The organism is Serratia sp. MMO-28 (assembly GCF_037199905.1).
Taxonomy (GTDB): domain Bacteria; phylum Pseudomonadota; class Gammaproteobacteria; order Enterobacterales; family Enterobacteriaceae; genus Chania; species Chania oryzae.
On sequence record NZ_JBBCVB010000006.1, the window covers coordinates 112,569 to 136,833 of the forward strand.

The window sequence follows — 24,265 nt, forward strand, 5'->3', positions numbered from 1 at the left end:
ACCCCGGAATACTGAATAACCTGGGGCCGGAAGAATACCGGTTGATAACTGAGAAAACGGAAATATCAAAAAATGTGTGGAACTAAAATGGATGTGCTTACACACCGTTTAGTATCGTGTTAATAAAAATCTAAAAATCCATATATTTCAATCTTCTTATCGCTACTTTGAGCATGCTGTATTTACATGCAAGATTAACTCTAATAAAACCCTCGCCAGACTTACCGTAAATAGAACCACTATTTACGATTATCCCAACATTATTTCTCAGTAGCTCTAGGATTTGATCGCTGTTAAATCCCGTTTTACTAATATCAACCCAAACTAGATATGTTCCTTGTAGTTCCACTACTTTACACTTTGGTAAGTATCGAAAAATATACTTACGGAATAACTTATAGTTTCGATAGATATAATCCTTAACGCCTTCCAACCACCATTCCGAGTCATTATAAGCTGCGATTAGAGATGAAATGGCGAAGATACTTATATCGTTAGCATAATCATTTTTAAGTGAATCATTTATTTTTTCTCTGAGGTCAGCATTACTGATTATCATCACTCCTTGTTTAACACCGGAAATATTAAAAGACTTGCTAGGTGAAAAACAGACTACAGAACTGCATAGTATATTTCCTATAGGCTTTGAAAATGGAATATGTTTATTACCCGCCCAAATTATGTCACAATGACTTTCATCAGAGATAACAATGACTCCATGCCTAGCACAAATATTACCTAACTGAGATATTTCATCCTCTGACCAGACTCTTCCTATAGGGTTATGTGGACTACAGAATAACATAGCCTTACATGATTCCCTCGCCGCCATAATTTCAAGTTCTTCAAAGTCAATATAATACTTATTATCACGATAAATAAGATTGTTAATCATGGCGGTTCTTCCAGAGCTCTCAATACAAGAGGCGAACATATTGTAAACAGGCTCTTGGATAATTATTTCATCACCTTGTGATGAGATACTCTTTATTATTGTAGATATAGATACATCAACACCTGAAGCACAAACCAGCCATTCGCGTAAAATATTGTAATTATGCCTTCGGGAAAACCACTCAATGATAGAGTTAAAGTAATCTTCTGGTACATAATGATAACCAAATACTCCGTGTCGAATGTTATTAGAAAGAGAGTTTATAACTGCGGGGGGAGAATAAAAATCCATGTCAGCTACTGAAAATGGTAGTACATTATCTTGATTAGGCCGATCCCATTTACTCGAATGGGTACCGAGACGTGAAACATGCACATCAAAAAATTGAATAATCCAATCCTGCATATACTTATGATCCCCAATGATTTCATAATAAAGAAACGTATAACTATGTAGTAGCTGAAACATCAAAATGCAAATGATTCGAAGTTTTTTTGGATATACACCTATTCCCTCCTAGCACATCGTAACCCTCATCGCATCGCATCAGTTCCTTGTACCATTTTCTGCGGCGTGCAAGAACAAAAGATATACATCACTTCTAAATCTCCAAAAAAAACCTTATATATCAATAAAATAAAAAACAACTTTAATGTATTAACGATTCCGTATTGACACACAATCACTATGTGTTAATTATGTTTCAGATTGTTGATTATTTGTTTCACATGCGAGAACTGCAGTTTTCTCTGAAAACTAAATGATAACTTAATGTGAGGTATCTATATGATTAACTGGAAGAATTCAGACTCTTTTTACAATAATGAGCATCAAGGATCAGGAAAGCCGGTTCTGTTGTTTATTCACAGTGACCAGCTGAGTTGCTGCAATGAATTAGATTCACACCTCGAAAACATTAACAACCAGGATAGTATCCTTGAAAACTATTTCCCTATCAGGGTATCTTCATTTAACCCTTCAGAGAATGATAAAAAACTTATTAACAATCATATATTTGTAGCATCTCCTGTTCTGCAGGTGTTAAATCATGATGGTAGTCGTAGTCATGAGTTTAGTTATGTGCCTAGACAAACAAGACATTCAAAAGGATATTCTTATACGCATAACGAGAATGACGGGGTATTTAACGAAGATTTAGTTCGCTCGCAATTGGAAATAGGTCTTGCAAAATATCACTTTCTCAATAAAAACCAAGATAAAGCATCTGATATAGCGGAAAAAATCATTACGAAGAATAATAATGATCCCAACGCCTATAATCAAGCCAAGATTATCATCGATAAAAAAGAAAATGATGGATACTCAAGTTTTCTAGACTCGAAAATAAATTATAGCGAATTGTCAAATGCCACTATCCGCCTGTTAAATAACCTGCGAAATATAGAAGACAGATTAGTGATGAAAGAGTGGCCTTACACCGATGGCGACGGTGATTGGAAATGGTATACAGATTGTGTACGTGAACTCTCATTCCAAATATACCAAGAGTTGATAACAACTTCTAATAATATTGAACTTGCTGTTGGACCGCGCCGGAAAAATAAAAAAACCCACCTAATTTTATCAAATTGGCACAAAAACTACAGGAAATTACAATCAGATTTCATTGGCGTTCCTGATGAGATGTTAGATATTATTGCTCTTAAGCATGAGCGTAGTTTACGAGAAAACATCGTCCATTGCATCCTTTGTGAAGGTAGCGCACATGGTTTACAGATCCTAAATACAGTTAATGAAAAAAACAACCCTGAGTGCATCATTGATTTTGAAACCCATCAAGCACAAGTAGGTGAAGTAACTGCAGATATTGGTCCAGCAGCAGATCTTTTCTCACATTATGAAAGCGTCCACACAAAAATGATGAACCAGTTCAAGTATATTAAGGATAGCGAGCTAGATATTAAGTCAAAATGGTGGGAGCCCGAAGCAGTTACGCTTAAGTTTAGACTTGACCGTCTTGGATGGCATCTGCAAGACCATATTTGCACTCACAGAAAATTATTATCAGAGATGAATTTTAAACCTAACCTTGTAGATACATTTTCACAAGTTATCTTTGAAGGTATGGCACAGGTTGAATGCAGTTCTTTAGGATTTGAAAGGCAATTTAAGGATGAACTCTCAAGCCTAATTGCCATGATAAACAAGAGAGCGGACGAATTCTTAGAGTTCTCAAAAAAATAAAACTTCTAAAATACCATGCACGATATTTTTATATCGTGCAATAAACTTCAGGAAGATATTTATGAGCAATGAAGTTGAATTTTGGAAACGTTTGAAATGCTATAGTGGCATTGATTGCAATACATTCCTATCTGAAAAGTGGCAGTTAAAAAACACGATAAAAAATAGAGATAATTTACTCGAATTTCTTCGACAAGAACTACCTCAAGAAATTATTGATGATTTTACTCTCTCTCTATCTAAAAACCCTATGCAGATAAAATTAAGCCCATATATTTTGTCACTAATTGACTGGGATAATTTTCATGAGGACCCTATTAGAAAACAGTTTATCCCTTTGTTTAGTGAATATAAAAAGGATCATCCGGCATTGAGACTTGACTCACTTAACGAGAGTGACGACTCCCCTGTCCAGGGGATAATACATCGCTACCCAAATAAAGTGCTTTTTCTCTCAAATCATAGCTGCCCAGTATATTGTCGTTTCTGTACACGAAGCTATATGGTTGGCGAAAGTACGGCATCCGTGAGCAAGAGTCATAATGTAGCAATGCCCAATAATTGGCATGATGCAATTAATTACATTATTAACAATGAAAATATTGAGGATGTCGTTGTCAGCGGGGGTGATGTATATACTCTCCCAGCAAAACATCTAAAAACATTACTCACTGAACTATTAAATATACAGTCGGTAAAGAGAGTAAGAATAGCAACCAAGTCACTTGCCGTACTACCCACTAAATTCCTATCATCAGATGGTTGGGCTAGTGCAATAATTGATGCGAATACACTCGCTCTAAAAAAGAGAAAACAGTTTTCTATTCAAACCCACTTCAACCATGCGAATGAAATAACATGGATAACCAAAAAAGCAGCTGACCTTCTGTTTGACCATGGTATAAAAGTTAGAAATCAAACAGTACTGATGAAAAATATTAATGATAGTTTCCAGAGTCTTAAAGATCTTATGGACTCATTAGTTAATATAAACATCGAACCCTATTATATATATATGCATGACCTAGTCCCAGGAAGCGAGTTCTTTCGCACCACCTTGAAAAGCGCTCTAGAGTTGGAGGAACTCTTACGAGGCTCGACATCTGGATATAATATCCCAAACTTTGTCGTTGATCTCCCTGGCGGTGGAGGGAAACGCAATGTTTGGTCATATCGACACTATGATATCGAATCAGGTATATCTATTTTTCGCTCACCTGTAATAGATAAAAATAAATTCTATTTCTATTTCGACCCTATCGCTCAGGGTGAAGAAAGTGATGTCAATATGGAAAACTTTGACCAAGCCAATCTTGATGCTATCATAGAAAAAATAAAAAATAAAAAATTTGAGGAGTTACGATAATGCAAAAATATCTTCTTGTTTCCGCTATGCCTACTCCAAACGGAGGGCTTCACCTTGGGCATTTAGCTGCACAATTTCTACCTCAAGATATTTTCAAAAGATACCACAAGCCTAGAGGAAAAATAGTTGAGTTTTATAGTGGCTTTGATGTCTATGATAACGCAATTAGTGTTGCTGCAAAAAAAAACAATGTTAGTACATATGAAATGGCTATTCACTATCAAAACATTATTAAGGATCAACTTAGTTATTTCAATATAGATATTGACAGATTAATCAATTACTTAGAACCGGAATTGATAAGGAAATCGAAAAACATTCTTGCATCTCTAAACAAAAACCTCAGCCCTAATCTTTTTACCAAGAATGTTTCATATCCTTATTCGGCGGATAACACTCCACTAAGTGGGAATTGGCTGACAGGCAAGTGTAAAAAATGTCACCATGACACAAAAGGCTATTCCTGCGATCGCTGCGGAATATCGATTACCCCCAATGATATTTATGACTTTAATTTTGAAAAATTATACGTAACACAAGGAATAACTTGGAAAGACAAGATGATATCTTTCCTCTCAGTCCCTTTTTCGGATCTTGAGAGTTACATTGAAAGTCAACCTATATCAGATGATATAAAATCTCTTTGTTATGTGTTAAATCAACAGAAAAATAATTGTTACCAATGGACCGCTATTGACCAGTGGGGTATGTCTCTAAATTCAGAGGTAAAAGATGAAGTATTTTTTAACAGAAACTTTACCTTGATAGAACAAATGATGATTTCTGATATTTTTTATGAACATCATGGTGAGAATCCATTTTCGATAGATAGTGAAGTGACAACAATTCTTGCTTATGGGAAGGATAATGTAGGATTACTCTTGATTGACTTACCTAGTATACTACTTGGCTCTAAGGTTTTTGCACCTTATAGACAACATTGGGTCAGTCACTTTTATTGCATCGATGGGCAGAAAATGTCCACGAGCAAAAATTTCGCTATCTGGCTAGATGATATTATGACGTCTAATATAAGCTCCGATAGTACAAGAACTTATATTTGCAGTGTATACTCTAGAGATGAAGATACCAATTTGGATTTGAAATCACTACTTGAACATGAAAAATTTACTTTCGACCTGCAGCAAGGTATTCTCGGCATGAATAAAATAACTCAAAAAGATTCAGGAGAAAATGTACTATCGAGTAGAATGCTGTCTATAGCTGAAAAAGTAGATGCTATATTCTCCAATGTTGATTTGGATTTTAAAGAATACTACAATAGATATAAAGAATTTTGTTCTTTGATTTATTACGTAAACTGTCAGAAATCAGCAATCTTATGGGTTGAAATATTTCATGGGTACTTTAGCGCATTGGTTCCAAATACTGCATCTTTTGCAAAAGAAAATGTGAGATTTTATGCCAAAGATTCAAAAAGGTAAATTTATCGCAAGTGCAGGTTTAGATAATTTTGGGGATGGTCTTATGACCATCTTTTTCCCGCTTATTATGTTATCAATGACTTCTGACCCTATTATTTTCTCACTAAGTTATGTAATAAAAACTTTGTCGTCTGTTCTATCGTCTTTTCTTTCTGGATACATACTGGATTTTCATCCTATATTAAAAGTAACTAAATTAGCTAAAGCCGCCAGACTAATTTCTCTTATTTTAATCATATCCCTGCCAATGAATATTATCATGATACTTTTTTGTGCGCTAATTTTTGGAGCCACAGAGGTATTTGTTGATAACTCAACTCAAACTATTAGTTTAAGTCTCTATCAAAAAAATGAATTAGTTAACATAAATAACAAACTTCAGTCAATGGAATATTTTTTTGTTTTCTTTATTGGGCCAATCGTTGGTGCATTTATTTTTAAACCTTATAACAATACGCTGCTTTACTTCGCGATCACTACATACTCTTTATCTTTATTGCTCTTTTCATTTATGAATGACATTCCAATAAATAATAGGGAAAATAAAGAAAATGCTTTTAATGAAATTATGCACGGATTGAAATTCCTGTTAAGTCATGTATCACTGAGGATTTTATGTATCTATGCTGCTGCTTTTTGTTTAGTTATATCTTGTTTATTCTCAGTTTTCCCGATGATAATCTCGTCACAGGTGAATGATCCGCAGTTGTTCACTGGATTGTTCTATGCACTAAACTCTCTCGGGTTCGTTTTAGCTTCATCTCTGACCCCTATAGTTTCAAAAATTATTTCAACAAGAAAATTGCTATTTATTTCATTGTGTTTTACATTTCTCTCTAGCATTATTCTAGTATTGGATCATACTATTCATATAATGCTTATATCAGTTTTTTTTCTCGGATGTGGTATGGGGTGCTGGGGCTGCATTGCTGTAACCTATAGACAGAAAGTAATACCTCAAGGTATATTCTCGAGGACTAATGCTGTTTACAGACTTTTTTCTTGGGGAGCTTTATGTGTGGGAGGTCTTATGGGTGGAGCTATATATCAGATAATCGGTTACGATTCACTCTTCTATATGACGTTAGCATTTACACTATTTCTTACTATATCTTTCTATTTTATGCCCTTAACGGATGAGTTATGATGAAGTTACCTACATCATTTTTACCATTCAAAATAAACAGAATACATACTGAGTTAGGTATATTCAAAGTGAATGGATATAGATCATCAGTTAGCACTGATAAAATGACCATAATTCTCTCAACGGTTTTTATTCTTTCTACAGATGGCTGGGAAGAACTTATTTTAACCCAAACTAATAGTAACCTGCTGGAACAATTAATTCCTTACCTGGAGCACCATTTAATGTCAATTCAGTAGTGGCACAATTCGCTTACCGAAAAAACGGCATGCTCCCAATTAGTAGAACATGTATTTTTCAACGAAGGCTCCGATAACTTTTTTATGCAGCTCAACACCATGATCAAAAGCACATTGCTCCAGTGCGCGGCAGGTGAACTCCGGCCCCTGGTCAGCTCTTATCGTCGCCGGATACATCCGTCCGTGGCCCGAACGTATAGCTGGTCTTTCAATGGTCGGGGACTTTCACCCCTTGATCTCTACCGGTCTCCCGGCGTAAACTGTACATATATATACAGTGAATCATAAACGAAACGTGCGCACACGCAAGCCAGAAACCGGGTCTCGTCACGCGATCCGACGTAATATAATAATTTTCTGAGTGATTTTTTCTGCAGCTTTTGACGTTCTTCATGTGTGCTTGCACACATGATATCCACCAAAACGGTGGATAACGCGCAGCTCAGACCATTGGTGTATCGATGGCTAGGATAAGTGAGGGATTGTCATTACGAACGGCGCCCACAGCCGGCGAGACCGGCAGCCAGGAAAAATCCTCCGCTTGCAGGCTGTACACGTCAGCCTGCATAAGGCCAGAGGGCGGAACTAAGCTGGTATTGAGCCAGTCACGCGCGGCGGCCGGCGGCAGCGCCAGAGGACGTCGATCATGAATATCCGCCAGGCCGGCATGACTGGCGGCCGTGATAATGACAAAGCTGCCGCTGCCGTCGCTATCTGCTGCGTACAGCGCCGCAAAGAACAACGGCTGGCGATCAGCGCCACGGATAAAATAGGGCTGCTTCAACCGCGGATTGTCCGGCGACTTTTTCCATTCGTACCAGCCCGATGCCGGCACCACCGCGCGGCCATACTTCCAGAGCGGAGCAAACATTCGACTGTGCTCCGCAGTTTCAACTCGGGCATTGATGAGCGGCGGTTTTCCCTGTTCGTGCCACCATGCCGGTGCATAGCCCCAATTAACCGGCGCCAGCTGTACATGCTCATTATTGTGATGAATGACCTGAACTTGAGTACCAGGGGCTATGTTATATCGGAGAATCCACCCGTCTGTAGCGATCACCTGAGTTTCCAACTGCAATGCAGCCAGAAACTCGTCACGGCTATGAAATTGCGCAAAGCGGCCACACATTAGTCGTTCCTGCTGTGATCAATATGTACAGTATAGTTTATAGTTCATGTTGGCATACCGCACTTAGATGGGCGCACGAGTGGAAATCTAATCCAACATGGAAGTGTGATTATGAACAAAATACAATTAATCGCGTTTACAGTGATATTTGCATTCTTGGCCATCGTTTTTTTTCTCATGTTTGTCGGGCAAGTGACGCAAAATGAGGCATGGACATCCATGCCTGTACTAGCCTTTTCAATAATTAGTGCGGCAGTCGCCGTACTGATGCTTATCGGCTATGTTTTGTCTGGGCGGAGTCAGAAAGGCAATGGTGTGCATCAGCCACCTACGGAGTCAGGCAAATAGCCATTGATTGTTATTTAAGCTATAGTGGCCAAATGGCTAAGCAGGCGTATGGAGGCATTATGACCCAAGCCAGAGATCAACAGGCCTACCAGCAAGGTATACGGGCTGCCCGTAAGTGGCGTCGTCTGAAAAATGTGATTATGAAATGGGATCGGCTTTGCGTATCTAAGGTACGGGAGTACAGGCTTCCTGCTTGGATAGGCCATGTTCCGATTGTAATCGCTCTCATCGGTTCGGTCACAGCTATGCTGTTCGGGGGACTTCTCGTTGCTGGAAGTATGCTTTTTATTTGGGCGTTCGCATTCATTCTTCAAAACGCTGGGCAAAACCTTTCGGGTGAAGTTACCCATGAAAACAATAGCCTGGAAACCCCCAAAAATTCATCGGACTATGCATACGAAAGTGCTGTAATGAACAACGAATATGACGGGGCTCCGTATAAATCTCCTAGCGATAACTGACCGAGGTGCTGTTTTTCTCGGTCAGTTAGTCTCGGCTATCGGGTAATTTTATTTGTTACAGCATCACCAACTTTCCCCCCAGTGTTTTTGGCTGTTTCTGTACCGCTATTCACTGCGGAAGCAATAGCATGGCCAACATTTACACCAGCCCATGACAACGCTCCCATCCAAACGATGGGCAACACAATAAACATACAGCCCATCACTAGGTTCATAATCAGGTCATCGGCACTATTCTGGAACCCGGCCACATTCCAGCGGCTGTGCGAGTCCGAACTGTACAATGCCTCCAGTAACCAGCTGTCCAGCCAGCGCGCCAGTTCCCACCAGAATGTCAGGAAATTCAGCGCAAACACCACGAACGTCACCGTAATCACCGTCTTGTACTCGTAGGCAGCGAACGCCAGGATAAGCGGCACCATGATGTAGACGGCCATCAGCAGCACCGCCTGCACCATCGGCAGTGCCTGACGCATCGCATCAAATGCCGGGTACGCCGCCAGGCTCCCCAGCGCGGTTCCGCCCAGCGACGCGAGCCGGTTAACCGAGTTGTCCAGGGTAAAGTCTGCATTGCCTCCGTAACCGGCATAAGCGCGTCCGCCCTGGGAGACCGTCAGGTTATCCGGACTGACCAGGCGGCGCACCACCGCCTCTTTATAGTCCGCATCAGGTTGCCCCATCATCTTCAGCGCGGCAGACATCCGCAGCATGACGCCCGGATCGACCTGTTTCACCACGCGGGCTTCCAGCCCCGTTTCGCCAGATGACCACCACTCGCTGCAGGTTGGATATCCCCCTCGTCCGGTGTTTGGCCGGCCACTGTCCCGCCCCTCATTCCAGGGGAAACTGGTACGCGGAGTTTTGGACTGCAGGTTGTTGTAGTACCCGCCGTTCAGGAAGGTTTTCGACCCCAGCCACTCGATGTCACGCAGGGTGGCTTTGTCCGTCGTCTGGCCCTGGTCGCGGTTCTGCCAGGTATATAATGCCAGCGCGTAGCAGTCGTTGGTGAAGTCCTGCAGTTCCTTCGCCAGCGCCGGGTTGTTGACCCGACTGTGTTGGACTTCAAAACGGACCTGCCGCAGATCTGGCCTGCACGGAATGGTGGCTACGGCCGCCGACGTGATCCCCTTCGACAGCTTATGCATCAATAACCACCACACCGGCACCTTCGCCGTCTGGCCATTCAGGCTCGACATGATGTTGGCGTAGCCCGTTTCATCCGGCTTCTTCGGCGTCCAGGTGCCACAGGTCGCCGCCCGGCTGCTGTCGTACTTGATGGTGTCGAGGCTGACATTCATCAGCGGCAGGCAGCAGGCTAGCATCACAAAAAATGCCCCGTAGAGCAGGTTTTCGATGCGTGGCAGAGACAGCATCCCTTTGTTGCCCTCATCCTCCCCTTCCTCACGCACCCTCAGCCAGATGGCCACTACCTTGAATAGCAACGGCAGCACAAACAGCCCCGTACTGACCAGCAGCTCCCACAGGCCATTGTTAATCAGCCAGCCAAGCAACGTCAGGAAATACTCCAGATAGCTATTGGTCATCATAACGACAGCCCTCCACCAAAGAGGCTGTATTCACAGGCCAGGGAAAATACCGCGCAGGCGATGGCCATGCGTTTGAGGGGTTGCCGGTATTCTGGTTTGCAGCCCGGCGCATGCCAGACTTTCCAGAACCCCCAGGCCAGCGCCGCGTAAAGCGCCAGGCGCCAGCTCAGCCAGCCATAACGGGTGCTGTGCACCCAGTCACGCAGCGCGGCACTCTCTCCCGGGTGATTGACACCCCAGTGAGCCATGCCCAGCGCGACTATCATCGCTATCACCAGCATGCCCAACATCTGCAGAACACGCTTTGCCCGCAGACCAAACCGGCGCCTCCTGGTAGGCGTCACCGCTTTTTTCTCTGTTCCGGTCATTGATTCATCCTCACAATTACTGGTCGCTTTCCGGCACGGCCAGCTGGTTGAATTTAGTATCCGGGCTGTCAACCGACTGACGCTGCGGGTTGGTTTCCGCCCGATTGTTCTCCCTGTCGATGATTGTCAGTACCGCGTTACGCGCAATTTCACGCTTCATCTCCATCTCGTTCTTGAGCGCCGTGATCTCACGATCCAGCGCCTCGATACGCCGATCACCCTCTTCCATCGCGACTTTCTGCGCAGAGGCATTCGGCTCAGACATCCCGGTGGTGATCATGCGCCGCATGATAAAGGCCGTTTCGATGGTATCCGCCATCGCCAGTTCACTGGCCAGGCGCCCAACCAGGGCGGCATTATCCGGATCGCGCTGCAGTGCCTTGATAACGCCGGCGGTCACCGCCAGGCTACCTGTCTTGAGTTTGGCCAGGTTGCCCGCGGTGGGTTTTTCTGCCCCATTGACCAGCTTGGCCAACTGCTCATTATTCGTTTTCGTCGCCTCTTCCAGCATCGGCGCAAAACCCGTACCGGCTACGGTGCTGCCTGGCTGTTCGGTCCCTTCGCCACTGGTGCATTGCGCGGCGTCCTTGCAGGTGCGCAGAGAGGTGTCGCCCAACACCTTCACCACAGCGGCTGCCGCTTCTTCACTGCTGGCATATTTGGTACAGGCACCGCCGGTACAGCTGCTGCCGGATACGCTGGAGGTGCTGGTGACCGGCAACGCATTCATCATGTTGTAGCCGGCTGCAGCCAGATCGTGCGTCGGTTTGATGGCCGGCTGACCGGCGCCGCCGCGCTTCTGCCCACCGATCCAGGTCTGGCCGGATTGCCCGGTTACTTTCTCGGTGGCATTCATCGACCGCACTGCATCGGCATCCCCGTTATTGATCAGGCTTTTGGCCTCCTCCATCGCCGCCGCCTGGCTCCAGCCGCCGGAATCCGCCATATCCATCATCCGTTTGGAGAGGTTCTGGCAATTGAGCTGGGCTTTGTCGAATGCCACATTGGCTTGCAATACCCCGTTGGTCAGCATTTCATACAAGCCTGGATTAGCACGCTGGATAGCCATCGCCGGCAGACTGGCTACCGCACCGGTAGCACCTTGAATAACGTTACCCATCAGGCTCTTGAACCCGTCCGTCACGCCATTGAGCTGGTTACCGATGGTGCTCTTCAGGTCGAAATTTCCGCACATCAAATCCGAGCTCCAGCCCAGGTTCATCCCCAGGCGTTGCATATTGCCACGCGTAGCCGGCTGCGATATCACCGAGCCTCCGCCCAGGGAATAGAACAGTTTGTCCGAGACCGCGCCGCTGGCGTTCTTCCCGTAACCGATATTGCTGTCATTCACCTGGGGCAGTGAAATGCCAAACAGGGTGCCGTTATCGTCATTGTCGTCAGCGTGCGCATTCACGCTGGCCAATGCCATACTGCTGACAACCAACAGAGACAGCAGGCTGCGCCGTCCCCGGAGAGATTTATTCATCGTGTTATTCATCATTTATGCCTCAGAAATCTGTGCTGTAGAGGAAACGCTGCCCGCGGCGCTGGCAGCAGCTATAGGGTTGCCACAGGGCAAAGGCAGCGTTCCCATCCGCGGCCGGCGGATGTTCACCGTCCGGGAACACAGCGCAGGACTGGCTCAGTTGAGGTGCCAGGCGTTGCCATTTGTGGTTGCTGGTTCCGGTATTTTCCTGAACCGCACCTGGTGGCCAGTACCCTTCCGAGCGTTGGCCCATCAGGGGCTGGTAGACGTGCGGCTGACCAGTTCGAGTAATGATGTCCGCCACACGCTGTGCCACCAGAGCACCCGCCTTGTCGTCATCAACCTGAGTCACAAATCCCGAACGGGGATAGACGTTGCCCCACATATTCGCGGCTGCCTGACTACCAACCTCGCGCTGACCGGGGATCAACGCCTCCGGATACAATGATTCCGGCATGCCAGTACGCCATGCCAGGCTGTCCAGCGTGCTGAGGAAATACGGCACGAAGGGGGTCGCCGCACTGCGGCACGAATAGCCGGCAATGCTGCCGCCAATCAGGGTCGTCGCCGGATGGCCAATGGCATCGGCATACTTGAAGTGAAGGTTGGTTTTGCGCTGCCCAGGCGTTTTCAGCTCATTGTTGCCGCCGCCGGCAGCAACACCGCCCAGTGCGCTGGTGATACTGCTCTCGAGTCCGCCGGCGGACTGACTGACCATCGACATCTCACGCCACGGATTGCCTCCCGGGGTGTTATACGCCGACACCACCGCCTCCGGGATGAAATGGCTAACTTTGACCGAAGTTCGGACAGTGCAGCCGCCCCAACTGCAGAACAACCAGTAGCAAATACCGCTGACGCGCCAGCTGATGCAGGACTGCGACACCGCACTGGCAACAATCTGTGCGCTGTTGAGCGCGGCATTCGCCGCCGGCACGCCGGCCGCAGACAGCATCATGGCTACACCGAGGGATTTAAGGGTCAGCCGGGGTTGTCCGGAAGACGCCAACTGCAAGGGAAATCGTTGCATGTCACTGGCCCTCCAGTGACTTCGCGCGCAACGCGGTGGCCCGGGCGATATCAGCGGTGCCATACACCACATCCCGATCGTCAAACACGACCGCGGGGACTTTTTTGACGCCCAGTTCCCAGGCGCGCACCACCGCACGGTAAACCGTCGCCAGCTCCTGTTCATGCGCCTGCCATTGTGGTGACTGCAGTACGGCTTGCGCCTGCCGCTGCGCTTCATCCGGGTTCGACGACAGTGCGCCGAAGAGCTGCGTCTGCAACTGCTCCGGACCGTCAAGATAAATCACGGTCACGGAAGCATCATTATTCGTCGGAGGATGGTGGGAATCGGTATACAGTACCGTGCCGGCAAGCACCGATGCCGGCATCAGCAGAGGAAACAACGTCAGCAACGTGCTGATTTTCATGGCGTGCACTCCTGCGTGGATAGAATCCACACAGGGTGCTATGGAGCGCTCAGAAAGACAGCAAAGAAGTCTTTATTGGATTGCGATAATTTTACTACGCTAACGCTGAATCTATGCTGCAAGAATTTATGCAATTGAGTAGACCTTGTTATATGATTTTGGTCGACGGTATGACAAATCGCTTATGAGGGTATAAATGGATATTTCACTGCTTACAGGACAACGGACTAACGCCTGGTCAGCAACCATGATTAATCTGGAAGCTCGAAAACTCATTAATACCGCGAATACCGTTGCGTCTCACCATCTTCAGGATGGGCTCACAAAAATCAAGTTCATGGAAGATATTAAATCCTTCATATCACAGCAATTTTATCTTGCTCGCCAGGCAAAATCTGAAGAGGAAGGAATTTCCTATTTAAAGAACTTAAGAGCAGAAAATGAAAATCTTCTCGAGCAAGATCGCTTACTCAGAACAAAGGCCGCCAAACTGTATGCAAAGGTAGAATTTATCAAGGAAAACAACAAAGTCGTGGGTTATGCCATCACGGCAGTTAACGTCGTCCTGGCCGGTCTGGAAGTTGTAGGTGGATTTGCAATAGCAGCGACAGGAACCCCTATCGGCGTCATGGCGGGAGTAATACTTATCGCTGATGGCTTCAATACGCTTTCACGAGAATTCGATCAGCAAGTACAAAGCAAACCTGATTCTGAAGGGATCCTCGCTAATGGTGTCATGGCAACCGCTGAGTTTATGGGATTCAGCCGAGATAGTGGTCTCGGTGCTTTTAAAGCAGTAACCCTCACAGCTAACGCTTACAGCATATTCGGATTACTCAGAAGACCTGGAACATGGCGGCTGTTCCACTATCTACCGACTGATTTTTATCGCAAGGTCGAAACCATGAACAGACCTATGTTGACAATGAAAATAGTAGGCTATGGACTTAAGGCAAAAGTTGTATTCGATTTAATGACAACGACAACAGACTCAGCTCATTGAGCCCGTTTTCTGAAACGCCAGGATTTATATGCCAGGCCAGCCGGAACAGTTAACCAACCGATGGCTAAAACGAATAAACCGGCAAACACACCAGATAATGCGCTGTCAACAGACCCCAGAATCAGCGCTATCAAACACACCAAAACAACCCCAAACGTCACCCAGACATTGATCAAGAACCGCTTCGCCAGGTCTGAAACAATGACATCTACAGTTGAACCATAATTGGCACTATTATTTCGGAGCTTCTGTATATCTTTCGTCGTAAAACCTGACTTCGATAATGCTTCTTCAGTTATCGCCACGTCATCTCCTCCTGTAATAGCGAATAGTATACCGCTATCCGGATAAAAAAAAACCGGCCAGAGGGCCGATGATCAAATGAAAACATACTCTCAAAAATTGGCTCAGATACCAGATAGTATGAAGTGTTCGTTAACTTCTGCAGTGTTATCAGTTAACCCTAAATCGCTCACACAGCTCGCTCAGGTGGAGAAGCAGGTACACCACATCCGCCGCGTCTGGCACGGTGATATACCAGCGCGGGTGATCATACTCTTCCGGCTGAGGCCACAACGTACTGCCGGTCACCGTGATCAGCACATCGATGCAACGCCCCAGTCGCCCCTCAAGATGCAGAGCCACACTGGTACGACTCCCGATGCGATGCGGGTGGGCGGTAAGCCGAACTGGCCCTGACAACCGAGCCCGAATAGCCGTACAGAACGTGTCGAGTCCCTGCGCATCTGTTGCGCTCAGGGTAGCCACCCCCTGCGGGGGAAGGGTAAACAACGCCGGTTCTCGAATGACCAGGTCTTGAGAACGCACAACCGGTTCAGGATATTTCAGGGTCATCATGCAGCCCGTGCCTCCCCGTTCGCCGCCAGGCCGCGCAGGCGGTCAAGCTTTTGCGCTACCCTTCGCGCCGCCTCGAGCTCGCTGCAGCCAAATTCCTGCATCAGCGCGCGGCGTTCGGCCTTCTCTTCTTTTTCGGTCATCCCCAGCGCCAGGTACAGGCTCGGCGGTACTGCACGGAACAGCGCCTCGAGTTTTTTCGACAGCACCACACCTTCCGTATAACAGCCGGAGAGTTTGCTGGCCGACAGCAGCACCGCCTTTTGCTCCTCGGTCAGCGCCTTGAAGCGGGCAATGTCGTTGACCTCCTCCGGCGGCATCGTCAGACAAACCCACCACTCCGCCATATTCAACATTTTCTCGGCAATATCCGGGAAGTCTTTCAGGTTCTGCGTGGCCAGCCACAGCCAGGCGCCGAGCTTACGCCACATTTTGACGATTTTGGTCATGTACGGCGCCAACAGCGGGTTCACCGTCACGATATGCGCCTCATCCACCGCGAACACGATATCCCGCTCCGAGTACTGGTCCCGTTCGGCAATGTTGTTGATGGTGTTGGTCAGGCTCACCATCGTCAGCGCCATCTGCGCCTCATAGCCTTCACGTGCCAGATGCCCAAGGTCAATCAGGGTCACATCCGCCTCTGGCCACAGGCTGCCTTCGCGGTTAAACAGCTCCGCTTCAAAACTGCCGGCCTGGGTAAACATCCCGAGCGACTCCGCCATTTCCGCCGCTTTGGCCCGGCGCTGCTCATTACGGATATCACTCCCTTCGTCTTTGGATATGGCATACAGCGCCTTCTGCAGGTCTGCCGGCAACATCTGCCGCCCTTCGTCATAGGTCTGCCGCGCAGCCATCAGCAACGCCTCGCGGATCATCGCGCGGTCGGCGCGTTTCAGTTCATGTTCTTCCTTCGCATCGCCGCCGGTGATCATCATGCGCGCCGAGATCTCCATTTCCCCCAGGTAATCGCGCTTGTCCTCATCCTCGTCGTCATCGGCATCGATGTCCGGCAGGTCATTTTCATCCAGGGCCAGCGTCGTTAATTCGTCTTCGACCAGCTTGTGCGCGTAGGAAAACGGCGGCAACGAGACGCCACTGCCCGGCTTGATGCTCACCTTGTTGACGCTGAGCCCCTGGCTCTCGAAGTAATCGGCGAGCAGTCCGAACGAGTTCCCCGCTTCGGCAATAAACAGCCGCGGCAGGTGTATTGCCATCAGCTGCGACAGGGTCGCGCACAACGTCGCCGATTTCCCCGCGCCGGTCGGACCAAAATACAGCATGTGCGCATTCTGACTCCGGTCGTGCTTGTTGAGCGGGTCAAACGTCAGCGTATCCCCACCGCGGTTGAAGAAGCTCATGCCGGGGTGACCGGTCCCGGTTTCGCGGCCAGTCACCGGTAACAGGCCGGCCAGATGCTGTACCCAGGTCAGGCGGGTGTACCAGTGTTTCTTGTCCGTCTCCGGGTTAAAACACATCGGCAACGCCCGCAGATAGGTATTGAGCGGCGCCACATCAAACTCCGGGCGAACCGGCTGCAGGCCGGCGCCAAGCAACACGTTGGTGAGCTCGACACGTTTGTGATTGAGCGTGGTCAGATCGCCGGCGCGCAGCAGGAAGGTGATACCGGCACGGTACAGTTTGTGGCGATTGCCCAGGTACTCTTTCACCTGCGCCACGTCCTGGCGCACGCGGCCAGATTCAGTATTTTCACCGACGGCATTTTTGGCAAGCCGGTTAAAATCGTTTTCCAGCGTGTCTTGAGGCTGCACCACAATCGTCATGCACACCATCGTCCCCTCCGGGAACAGATCCATCAGCGCATTGATTTTCTTCTCGCCGCGTTTCATTTCACCGGTGATTGTGCCCGGCTCCGGCGGACGGCGCAGTTTCTCGACCGGAATGGCGCAATGCGCCTGGTTATCGAACCACCATACGCCGTGATCAGGATCGGATACGGGCGGGGTGAACAGCAGGGTTTCGGCAAAATCATTCTGCACCGGCATCGCGCCTTCCGGCGTGTCACGGCTGTCAAAATAGGCGGCATCGCGGTACAGCGTCTCTTTATCCACCCACTCCGGGCTGGGGTTAAAATGACGTAGCAACCAGTCATGGACCTGCGCCCCGTTCTGGCGCACGCAGGCAACGCCGGCACCGGCCAGGGCCCCGGTCACGCGCTCACAGGTCTGATTCAGCATGGCAATCGGTGGCATCGGATCATGATTGCTCTTACCAATCCAGCGATAGACCACCATGCGGGTCCGTCGCTGCTGCCCACGCCACGGTTGGTCTGTTATCAGCGTATCTTTGAACAGGCCTTCCGGACGGGCAATCCCGCGCAGATGGCGCTCAGTCTCTTTCAACCAGTCTTCAGTAAACGCACTGCCCTGCGCGTGGGGTTTGACATACTGTCGCAGCCTGTCGATATACGCCTCGACATTGTTCTCGTCCTGGCAGAAGAACTGCACGATCCAGGGGTTTTCATCATGTTCGTCAAACGAGTCCTGCAGGGCATCCTCAACCGTGTCACGCATCTGCTCCAGGCGATCGTCCGTCCGCCCTTCGGTCGCCACCGGCGTGATGTCAAACACAGCGCCGACAGATACGCCGTCATCGAGCAGGATACACTGCTCACGGTCGAGAAACTCCGCCCAGGGCAGGTAATCAACGATGGACGGATTGGCGTGATACACCTGCTGCTCATCCTTTACCGTCATCTTGCCCTGGCGCCGTAATGGCTCACGGCCGTCGACAGACAGCGGCACACCGTCCTCGGTCACGTTCAGTGCGTCCTGGGCAACAGCTGCCGGCTTTTTTCGCGCCAGGCGCTTTTTATCAAACAGGGAAAACCGCATCAGTAAGCCTCCGTCCGTTCACCCGGCATCGCATACTGCACCTGGCTGTAGAAAGGAAACACGGTGCTGTACCCCGGCACCGGCGCGTTGCCATCCGCCAGGTGCGGGAACACGTACATCACAAGATCGGGATTCGGCAGGCGCGGGAACTGCTGGCTGATTTCGCTTTCCTGCGTGCGGCTGTAGCTGCGATCGCTCGCGGCTGTTGCCTGGCTTTCGCGCTCGGTGAGCGGCCGGCGCAGGCTGTCGCGCGCCGCCACCGCATTGCGCGCCGTTCCGCCGCCATCCTCACCCTGCCACAATTCCAGCATCGAGCTGTCGCCCGGTGGCAGCATTTCCTCTTTCGACGTTGAACAGCCGGCCAGCGCCATGACGCTGACGATGACAGCAGTGGCCAGGACTCGATTAAATAGATTTTTCCGCATGATTATCATTCTCTTATAAGCAAACACAGCAGGAGCAGCACACCCAGCCAAAACGCGCTGCAGGACAGCAAGACCAGCGCCCAGCTCTGCGGGCGACTCATCCTTGCGCATTGACGCCACAGCATGTTTCTCCTCCTCTGAATGACGTGTTAATCCAGCCCGCCGGTGCTGCCGTCTTCACCTGGCAGGCTGAAGTCGTCATAACGCACCTTGCGCCCTTTGGTCTCAAAGTCGATCGCCAGCTGGCGGGTAATGTGCACGGCCAGTTTCTGACCCGGGGGAACATACACGGCGTCGAACATCATGCCGTAGCGCTCACGCACCCAATCGGCTGTCTCTTTCATCCCGCCGGACAGCGCCTTGCCCAGCACGGCCTGGCCGGCATTACCGGTCATGGTCGAGGTGATGCCATTCACATTGTTTTGCGTGGTGTATTGCCCCTGGCTGATCCCTTCCCCGGCGGCGCTGGCGGCCGACAAGGCGGCGATCGTCGGCAGATAGGTCGAGGCATTGGACTTACGCTCTCCACCGATGCACGGGATACCGTTGTCATCGGAGATCCAGCCGATGCCGGCGGTGGTGCTGACATCCTTCGCATTACTGCCGCCATTATTGTTACTGCCGTTGGCATTCATATTGGTGTTGGGTTTTGGCAGGGTGCGGACCGTCCCGTCCGCAAACACGAAGGTGATGCTGTTGACCTGGCCGCGCACGCACGACAACGTCCAGTCCCCGCTGGCGGTCCCCGAGACAATCGCACCCTCGACGTCCGGCAGCTCGATGCCGTTCGCCGTCAGGTTGTCTTTGCCAATCATCAGCTTGAATGGGTAGGGGTCGGTCACCGTACCGTTGATCGGCACCCGGCCCAACAGCGCCGTCATGGCGCGGCTGCCCACCAGGGTGGAGTTCTCGGGCAGGGTAAACACCGGCTCGGCGCTCTCCTCCGCCCCTTTTTCATTGGTATGCCCTTTCACCTGCTGCTCATAGGCAGCTTTTTGGCGCGTGATGGCATTGTCCGACAGGAACGACGTCGGGAACTGCGGGCCATCTTTGGCGCTGTTCGGATTACGCGGGTCGGGTTCTTTCATGTCCTTCGGCCCGACCCACATCAAGCCATCCTGGCCTGGGGCGGCACCACCTTCGCCCGCGCCCATGCCATCCAGCCCCAGACCGAGCGGGATATCACTGTCGTTCTTCGCCTTGTCTTTATTTCCGGCCAACTGCTCGGTCAGCGTCTGAATTTTCCCCATTAGCGTCTGCTGCTCCTGCTGGAGCTGCTGCTGGCGCTGCTCGGCCTGCTTCTGGAAGCCGGCCACAGCCTCATTGACCTGGCCGGACACATTGGTATTGCGCTTGCGAAGTTCTTCGTTTTCTTTCAGCACTTTATCAATGTTTTTCTGCAGCTCGGCCTGCTGGGTTCGGGTAGTCCGTAGGGTGCCCACCAGGGTACGCAACGTGTCCTCCGGGGTATCCCCCTCCACGCCCAGCGCACGCAGCTCTTCCGGCGACATGCTGGCCAGAACGTTATGCGCCTGCAGAGTCTCCTCCTGTGTTTTACCGCCGCTGCAGGCCTTAAGTCCGACGAGGATCGCGGTGGCCAGCACGCCGAACACAATCACTTTCGGCAACATGTTGGATTTCACATCAGCCATGGTTTGCTCCCTTCTTCGCCGCTTTTACAGCTTTGCGAACCGCTGATGGCTCCGCGACAAACGCCCCGTCCAGGCGACCGGCAGTAACCAGGTACAGCGTGGTGGTGTCTTCCGGAGTCCCTACCGGGCCAAGATAGCGGTGCTGGAACGTCGCCGTCACAAACTGCCCCTGCAGTACCCGGGGATCGAGCGTGATTTTGCGGCTGGCAGTGTTTTGCACCTTCAGCGCTACCACGTTGCGGCTGCCAATACCCCAGCCGCCCAGCGGCGTGATGGTCACCGGCTCTGACGGGTACAGTGTGGTGATACGTTTCGGCAGGTGCGGGTTGACCGGATGAATACCGGGCACCGCTTCAACCGTACGCACCGGGCCGTACAGGCTTTGTGCTGCGTAACGCGTCAGGACAACCGGCAGCGGCGCGTTGTATTTGACTTTTTTACGCTTCGCCTGGGTGCCGTTATCCGCCCCAGGCGCCGCGTTGTTTCCCCCTGAAGCAGCAGACGCGTCATTACTGCTGCTGACCGATGTCACGTCACCGCTGTAGACAATGCGCACCGGTTCGGCCGAGCCTTTGTCCGATGCCGTCACATCAAGGAGAATAACCTCCCCATTTTCGACGTCCTGCAGCTGCAGACGCGTTGGCGGGAAAGCCGCATCCGCTTTCAGGTAGACCGCGCCGCCACTGCTTTGCACCCGCAGCTTGCCGTTCAGCGCCGGCGGGAAACCGACGCGGACATTTTTATCGGCAAACAACACCCGCTCCTTGCCGACGGCCAGCGGGATTTGCAACGGGATACGCTCCCATTTCATCAGCTCTTCCGCCTGCGTAACCGGCACGGTGAACGTCGCCGCCAGGGGAAGTACACTCAGGGAAAGCGCCAGAACACGTGCTTTCATCATTGGAATACTCCTTTCTTGTCAGGCGCGGGTTCCGCCGGCGCCGCAGCCAGACGCTGTGGCATGCTGTCGTAACAATCCAGCGCCAAACCAAACTCATTACGCTCCGGATCCCCTTCTGCGCGCACCACTTTCAACGGGTAACGTGTCAGTGCGCGTTTCACCGGTTCACCGGCGAAAGACTCGTCCGCCACCAAATCCAGGCGCACCACCCAGTTATCACGGCCTTTGACCGTCACTGGGCTCTGGTTATAACGGCCGTTGTAACCGTGCTCTGGGATTTCGAATACCACACGCGTTCTGCCGGCGAGCTCGCCACTTTCGCTACGCTTTTTGGCATCTGCCTTCAGGAAACGTGCGCAGGAATCCGTCAGATAAGGAGACAGCGCGGCAATTTTGGCCGGGTAATCGACATCACCGTTCTTTGGCCAGGCATTGAGTTGCTGGAAGATATAAAAGCCGAAGCTGTAGACCGTGGACGGTGGCACCTCCCACCAGGCACGGGTAGAGCCGCTACGCAGGTCGGGGGGATTATGAATAGTCAGGTTAGCCGGTGCCCGCATCCAGCCGATGCTGGCTACCAGAAGGAAAACGACCAGCACGCCACAGGCAACACGCAACGTGAGAATATGCTGATCGCGATTTTTAACCGCATGTCTGAAACGGCTCATGTGGACCTCTTAACAACGCGGCTGCGACGCAACGACCAGCCCTGTTTGTCGATAATCAGGGTGGGATCCCCCCACCCCATGCGACGTTTACGCGCCTCGAGGCGCTGCCAGATATAATTCTCCGGTTTACCGCGCTTAAGACGCGTCAACCGGCTGCCCCCAAACCAGATGACGAGAAGCGGCGTCACCAGCATGCCGGTGGGTATCACGACCCAGCCGGCAAGGGGAAAAAACGGCAACGACACGAGCAGACCCAGCCCTACACCCGCCAACGCCGCCAGTCCCATCTCCGGGGTGGTGAACCCCCGGAAGACGACAGGCTCGGCATTGAGGCGGTCAGGTAAAAATCGGATAGTCTGCATGACGGGTCACCTTAGAACAGGATTTCGGCGGACTTGCCGACCAGCCAGATAACCGCAACCAGCAGCACAATACCGACCACGATAATGGCGCCGAACTTACCCCAGTTGGATTTACCTTCGCGCACCTCATGGAAGGTGGAGATTGCAGAGTTTGCTACCACAAGAAACGCCACGGCGGCAGCGACCAGCCCCAGGATGACGATGCCGTCCTGAATGTAACCTTTGAGGGTATCCATCAGTCCACCGCCACCGCCGGAAGACGGCGGCTCAACGCTCGGCAGTGCAGCCTGCGCAGGTTGACTAGCGGCATAAGCCAGAGAAGTCGCTACCGCGACACGCGCAGAAAAGTGACGGAAAAAACGAGCTACAGCATTCATAAAGCATTCCTTTTTGCAGAGTGAAATTAATAACGTGAAAAACGGTCCAGCGCCTCACCGGGGTCAGCTGGCAAACATCCAGGTAACAACGAGCAGCAACAACACGAGCCTGACGGCAAACTGCACCATCGCTGCGTTGCGAAGCTTTTCGTTGCTCCACCCTTTCCAGATATCGGTCAGCGCCCAGGCCGCCCAGACAAACAGCACCGCCAGTAACCCACCGATGCAAATCAGCGACAGAATATTGACTTCAACACCGCCGCTGGCCGCCTTGAAGGCCTGCTCCTGCGCACCGGTCATGGCCATCAGGGGCGCTCCCGACGGTAGTTGCCGGCCACCGCACTGCCATCACGTGGTTGGGCACGCGAGGGTTCCAGATAGCGGTCAATGCCGGCATTGATGGTTTTGAGATCGGCGGTAGCGCGGGCATAGTCGAAGAAGAAACGACCGCGCTCCGACGGGTCAGCCTGAACGGCGGCAACACGCGCACGTTCAAGTGCTGCCTGCACCTGAATCAGCATGCGCTGGGCAGAGGCCAGCTCATCTTTTTCAGCGGCAAAGGCAGGCAGTGCGGTCAGCAAAGTCAGCCCCAGCAAACAGCCGGCACCGAGACCACGAACAACGGGGATAGGCATACACAAGCACTCCTTGATGATTTAGGGTGCTCTCAGGGTGCGACAGATGGGGCGGGAGGTCAGCGGATAACTCTTTATAGAATTTTGATAATTTTTAGCCAGGGGAAGCGCATGAAGCTAAATAAGCGGTCTGCAGACACTATTGTTGTACAAAGGCCTATTTTGTACATCAGCAGCAATAAGAGAAGGGGGTATCAGTTTGCACCGTTGGTAACACCAACGGCAGTAATACCAGTATCAGAATCAGCCCGACCTCATAAATGCATCACGACACTGAAAAGGAACATAGATCCCCCAATACACAAGATCGCAAGTACTTGCAGGACACGTAACCAACGTTGAACACGGTTTTCCGGAGGGGCTTTCTCTAAAATAGGTTTAAGCAGTGTGGCTAGAATAACAGCCTCAAGAGCAATAACAGCGCAAATATACAGATTCATTCAACACCTCGTTTTCGATT

At 50.1% G+C, this 24,265-nt stretch carries 26 protein-coding genes and 2 pseudogenes; 9 read left to right on the forward strand and 19 right to left on the reverse strand.

Annotation, left to right across the window (positions count from 1 at the left end; all coding sequences use genetic code 11):
• Positions 1-6 precede the first annotated feature (6 nt).
• Positions 7-86 (forward strand): annotated as a pseudogene (locus tag WG891_RS27005) (integrase); the annotation flags it as partial.
• Between the two features lie 44 nt (positions 87-130).
• Here the strand turns inward: WG891_RS27005 and WG891_RS07155 are convergent.
• A complete protein-coding gene (locus tag WG891_RS07155) occupies positions 131-1,300 on the reverse strand; it encodes a MalY/PatB family protein (protein ID WP_337262218.1) in 1,170 nt (389 codons plus the stop codon).
• Between the two features lie 381 nt (positions 1,301-1,681).
• Here WG891_RS07155 and WG891_RS07160 point away from each other — a divergent pair, with 381 nt between their 5' ends.
• The 5 genes from WG891_RS07160 (at position 1,682) to WG891_RS07180 (ending at position 7,297) form a co-directional block, all read left to right on the forward strand.
• Complete coding sequence (locus tag WG891_RS07160; protein WP_337262219.1) at positions 1,682-3,100, forward strand: hypothetical protein; 1,419 nt, start codon at positions 1,682-1,684, stop codon at positions 3,098-3,100.
• Between the two features lie 61 nt (positions 3,101-3,161).
• Entirely contained in the window at positions 3,162-4,466 is a 1,305-nt protein-coding gene (locus WG891_RS07165; RefSeq protein ID WP_337262220.1) for a KamA family radical SAM protein, read from the forward strand.
• Complete coding sequence (locus WG891_RS07170; protein WP_337262221.1) at positions 4,466-5,911, forward strand: class I tRNA ligase family protein; 1,446 nt, start codon at positions 4,466-4,468, stop codon at positions 5,909-5,911. Before WG891_RS07165 ends, WG891_RS07170 begins: the two co-directional genes overlap by 1 nt.
• Positions 5,889-7,058, forward strand: a complete 1,170-nt coding sequence (locus tag WG891_RS07175) for an MFS transporter (RefSeq protein WP_337262222.1) — start codon at positions 5,889-5,891, stop codon at positions 7,056-7,058. Before WG891_RS07170 ends, WG891_RS07175 begins: the two co-directional genes overlap by 23 nt.
• The gene (locus WG891_RS07180) at positions 7,055-7,297 is read left to right on the forward strand and encodes a hypothetical protein (protein ID WP_337262223.1); all 243 of its coding nucleotides are present in this window, start codon (positions 7,055-7,057) and stop codon (positions 7,295-7,297) included. The genes WG891_RS07175 and WG891_RS07180 overlap by 4 nt, the downstream gene beginning before the upstream one ends.
• 51 nt (positions 7,298-7,348) lie before the next feature.
• Here the strand turns inward: WG891_RS07180 and WG891_RS27010 are convergent.
• Positions 7,349-7,477, reverse strand: a pseudogene (locus WG891_RS27010) (IS3 family transposase); the annotation flags it as partial.
• Between the two features lie 262 nt (positions 7,478-7,739).
• Positions 7,740-8,426, reverse strand: a complete 687-nt coding sequence (locus tag WG891_RS07185; RefSeq protein WP_100395937.1) for an SOS response-associated peptidase family protein — start codon at positions 8,424-8,426, stop codon at positions 7,740-7,742.
• A gap of 111 nt (positions 8,427-8,537) precedes the next feature.
• Between WG891_RS07185 and WG891_RS07190 the strand changes: the two genes are divergently transcribed.
• Together WG891_RS07190 and WG891_RS07195 are read left to right on the forward strand one after the other, a co-directional pair.
• Entirely contained in the window at positions 8,538-8,774 is a 237-nt protein-coding gene (locus tag WG891_RS07190; protein ID WP_100395936.1) for a hypothetical protein, read from the forward strand.
• A 59-nt stretch (positions 8,775-8,833) separates the two neighbouring features.
• Complete coding sequence (locus WG891_RS07195) at positions 8,834-9,235, forward strand: hypothetical protein (protein ID WP_089181304.1); 402 nt, start codon at positions 8,834-8,836, stop codon at positions 9,233-9,235.
• A gap of 35 nt (positions 9,236-9,270) precedes the next feature.
• Here WG891_RS07195 and WG891_RS07200 read toward each other — a convergent pair whose 3' ends face one another.
• The 5 genes from WG891_RS07200 to WG891_RS07220 form a co-directional block, all read right to left on the reverse strand.
• The gene (locus WG891_RS07200) at positions 9,271-10,782 is read right to left on the reverse strand and encodes a conjugal transfer protein TraG N-terminal domain-containing protein (protein WP_100395935.1); all 1,512 of its coding nucleotides are present in this window, start codon (positions 10,780-10,782) and stop codon (positions 9,271-9,273) included.
• Positions 10,779-11,150 (reverse strand): hypothetical protein, encoded by a 372-nt coding sequence (locus WG891_RS07205; RefSeq protein ID WP_089181306.1) that lies wholly within the window; start codon positions 11,148-11,150, stop codon positions 10,779-10,781. The genes WG891_RS07200 and WG891_RS07205 overlap by 4 nt, the downstream gene beginning before the upstream one ends.
• A gap of 16 nt (positions 11,151-11,166) precedes the next feature.
• On the reverse strand, positions 11,167-12,648 hold the full coding sequence (locus WG891_RS07210; RefSeq protein WP_171887616.1) for an integrating conjugative element protein: 1,482 nt from the start codon (positions 12,646-12,648) through the stop codon (positions 11,167-11,169).
• A gap of 10 nt (positions 12,649-12,658) precedes the next feature.
• Complete coding sequence (locus WG891_RS07215; RefSeq protein ID WP_337262284.1) at positions 12,659-13,594, reverse strand: TIGR03756 family integrating conjugative element protein; 936 nt, start codon at positions 13,592-13,594, stop codon at positions 12,659-12,661.
• Between the two features lie 73 nt (positions 13,595-13,667).
• Complete coding sequence (locus WG891_RS07220) at positions 13,668-14,072, reverse strand: TIGR03757 family integrating conjugative element protein (RefSeq protein ID WP_060558333.1); 405 nt, start codon at positions 14,070-14,072, stop codon at positions 13,668-13,670.
• 196 nt (positions 14,073-14,268) lie between these two features.
• Between WG891_RS07220 and WG891_RS07225 the strand changes: the two genes are divergently transcribed.
• Positions 14,269-15,075 (forward strand): DUF4225 domain-containing protein, encoded by an 807-nt coding sequence (locus WG891_RS07225; RefSeq protein WP_089181309.1) that lies wholly within the window; start codon positions 14,269-14,271, stop codon positions 15,073-15,075.
• Here the strand turns inward: WG891_RS07225 and WG891_RS07230 are convergent.
• From WG891_RS07230 to WG891_RS07280, 11 genes are all read right to left on the reverse strand, one after another.
• On the reverse strand, positions 15,069-15,380 hold the full coding sequence (locus WG891_RS07230) for a hypothetical protein (protein ID WP_157800472.1): 312 nt from the start codon (positions 15,378-15,380) through the stop codon (positions 15,069-15,071). The two genes, WG891_RS07225 and WG891_RS07230, sit on opposite strands and share 7 nt — an antisense overlap.
• A 148-nt stretch (positions 15,381-15,528) precedes the next feature.
• Positions 15,529-15,933, reverse strand: coding sequence for an acetyltransferase (locus WG891_RS07235; protein WP_089181310.1), 405 nt, complete (start codon positions 15,931-15,933; stop codon positions 15,529-15,531).
• Entirely contained in the window at positions 15,930-18,785 is a 2,856-nt protein-coding gene (locus WG891_RS07240) for a conjugative transfer ATPase (RefSeq protein ID WP_337262224.1), read from the reverse strand. The genes WG891_RS07235 and WG891_RS07240 overlap by 4 nt, the downstream gene beginning before the upstream one ends.
• Entirely contained in the window at positions 18,785-19,210 is a 426-nt protein-coding gene (locus WG891_RS07245) for a TIGR03751 family conjugal transfer lipoprotein (protein WP_182074750.1), read from the reverse strand. Before WG891_RS07245 ends, WG891_RS07240 begins: the two co-directional genes overlap by 1 nt.
• 149 nt (positions 19,211-19,359) lie before the next feature.
• Entirely contained in the window at positions 19,360-20,862 is a 1,503-nt protein-coding gene (locus WG891_RS07250; protein WP_337262225.1) for a TIGR03752 family integrating conjugative element protein, read from the reverse strand.
• Positions 20,855-21,763: a TIGR03749 family integrating conjugative element protein gene (locus tag WG891_RS07255; protein WP_337262226.1), complete on the reverse strand. Its 909-nt coding sequence runs from the start codon at positions 21,761-21,763 to the stop codon at positions 20,855-20,857. The genes WG891_RS07250 and WG891_RS07255 overlap by 8 nt, the downstream gene beginning before the upstream one ends.
• Complete coding sequence (locus tag WG891_RS07260) at positions 21,760-22,431, reverse strand: PFL_4703 family integrating conjugative element protein (RefSeq protein WP_139569320.1); 672 nt, start codon at positions 22,429-22,431, stop codon at positions 21,760-21,762. The genes WG891_RS07255 and WG891_RS07260 overlap by 4 nt, the downstream gene beginning before the upstream one ends.
• Positions 22,428-22,793 carry a TIGR03750 family conjugal transfer protein gene (locus WG891_RS07265; RefSeq protein ID WP_012146873.1) on the reverse strand — a complete coding sequence of 122 codons (366 nt, stop codon included), beginning with the start codon at positions 22,791-22,793 and terminating at the stop codon, positions 22,428-22,430. Before WG891_RS07265 ends, WG891_RS07260 begins: the two co-directional genes overlap by 4 nt.
• A gap of 11 nt (positions 22,794-22,804) precedes the next feature.
• Positions 22,805-23,170 (reverse strand): TIGR03745 family integrating conjugative element membrane protein, encoded by a 366-nt coding sequence (locus WG891_RS07270; RefSeq protein WP_060558312.1) that lies wholly within the window; start codon positions 23,168-23,170, stop codon positions 22,805-22,807.
• Between the two features lie 63 nt (positions 23,171-23,233).
• Positions 23,234-23,476, reverse strand: coding sequence for a TIGR03758 family integrating conjugative element protein (locus tag WG891_RS07275; protein WP_099784055.1), 243 nt, complete (start codon positions 23,474-23,476; stop codon positions 23,234-23,236).
• A complete protein-coding gene (locus WG891_RS07280; RefSeq protein ID WP_084827548.1) occupies positions 23,476-23,805 on the reverse strand; it encodes an integrative conjugative element protein, RAQPRD family in 330 nt (109 codons plus the stop codon). Before WG891_RS07280 ends, WG891_RS07275 begins: the two co-directional genes overlap by 1 nt.
• Between the last annotated feature and the right edge of the window lie 460 nt (positions 23,806-24,265).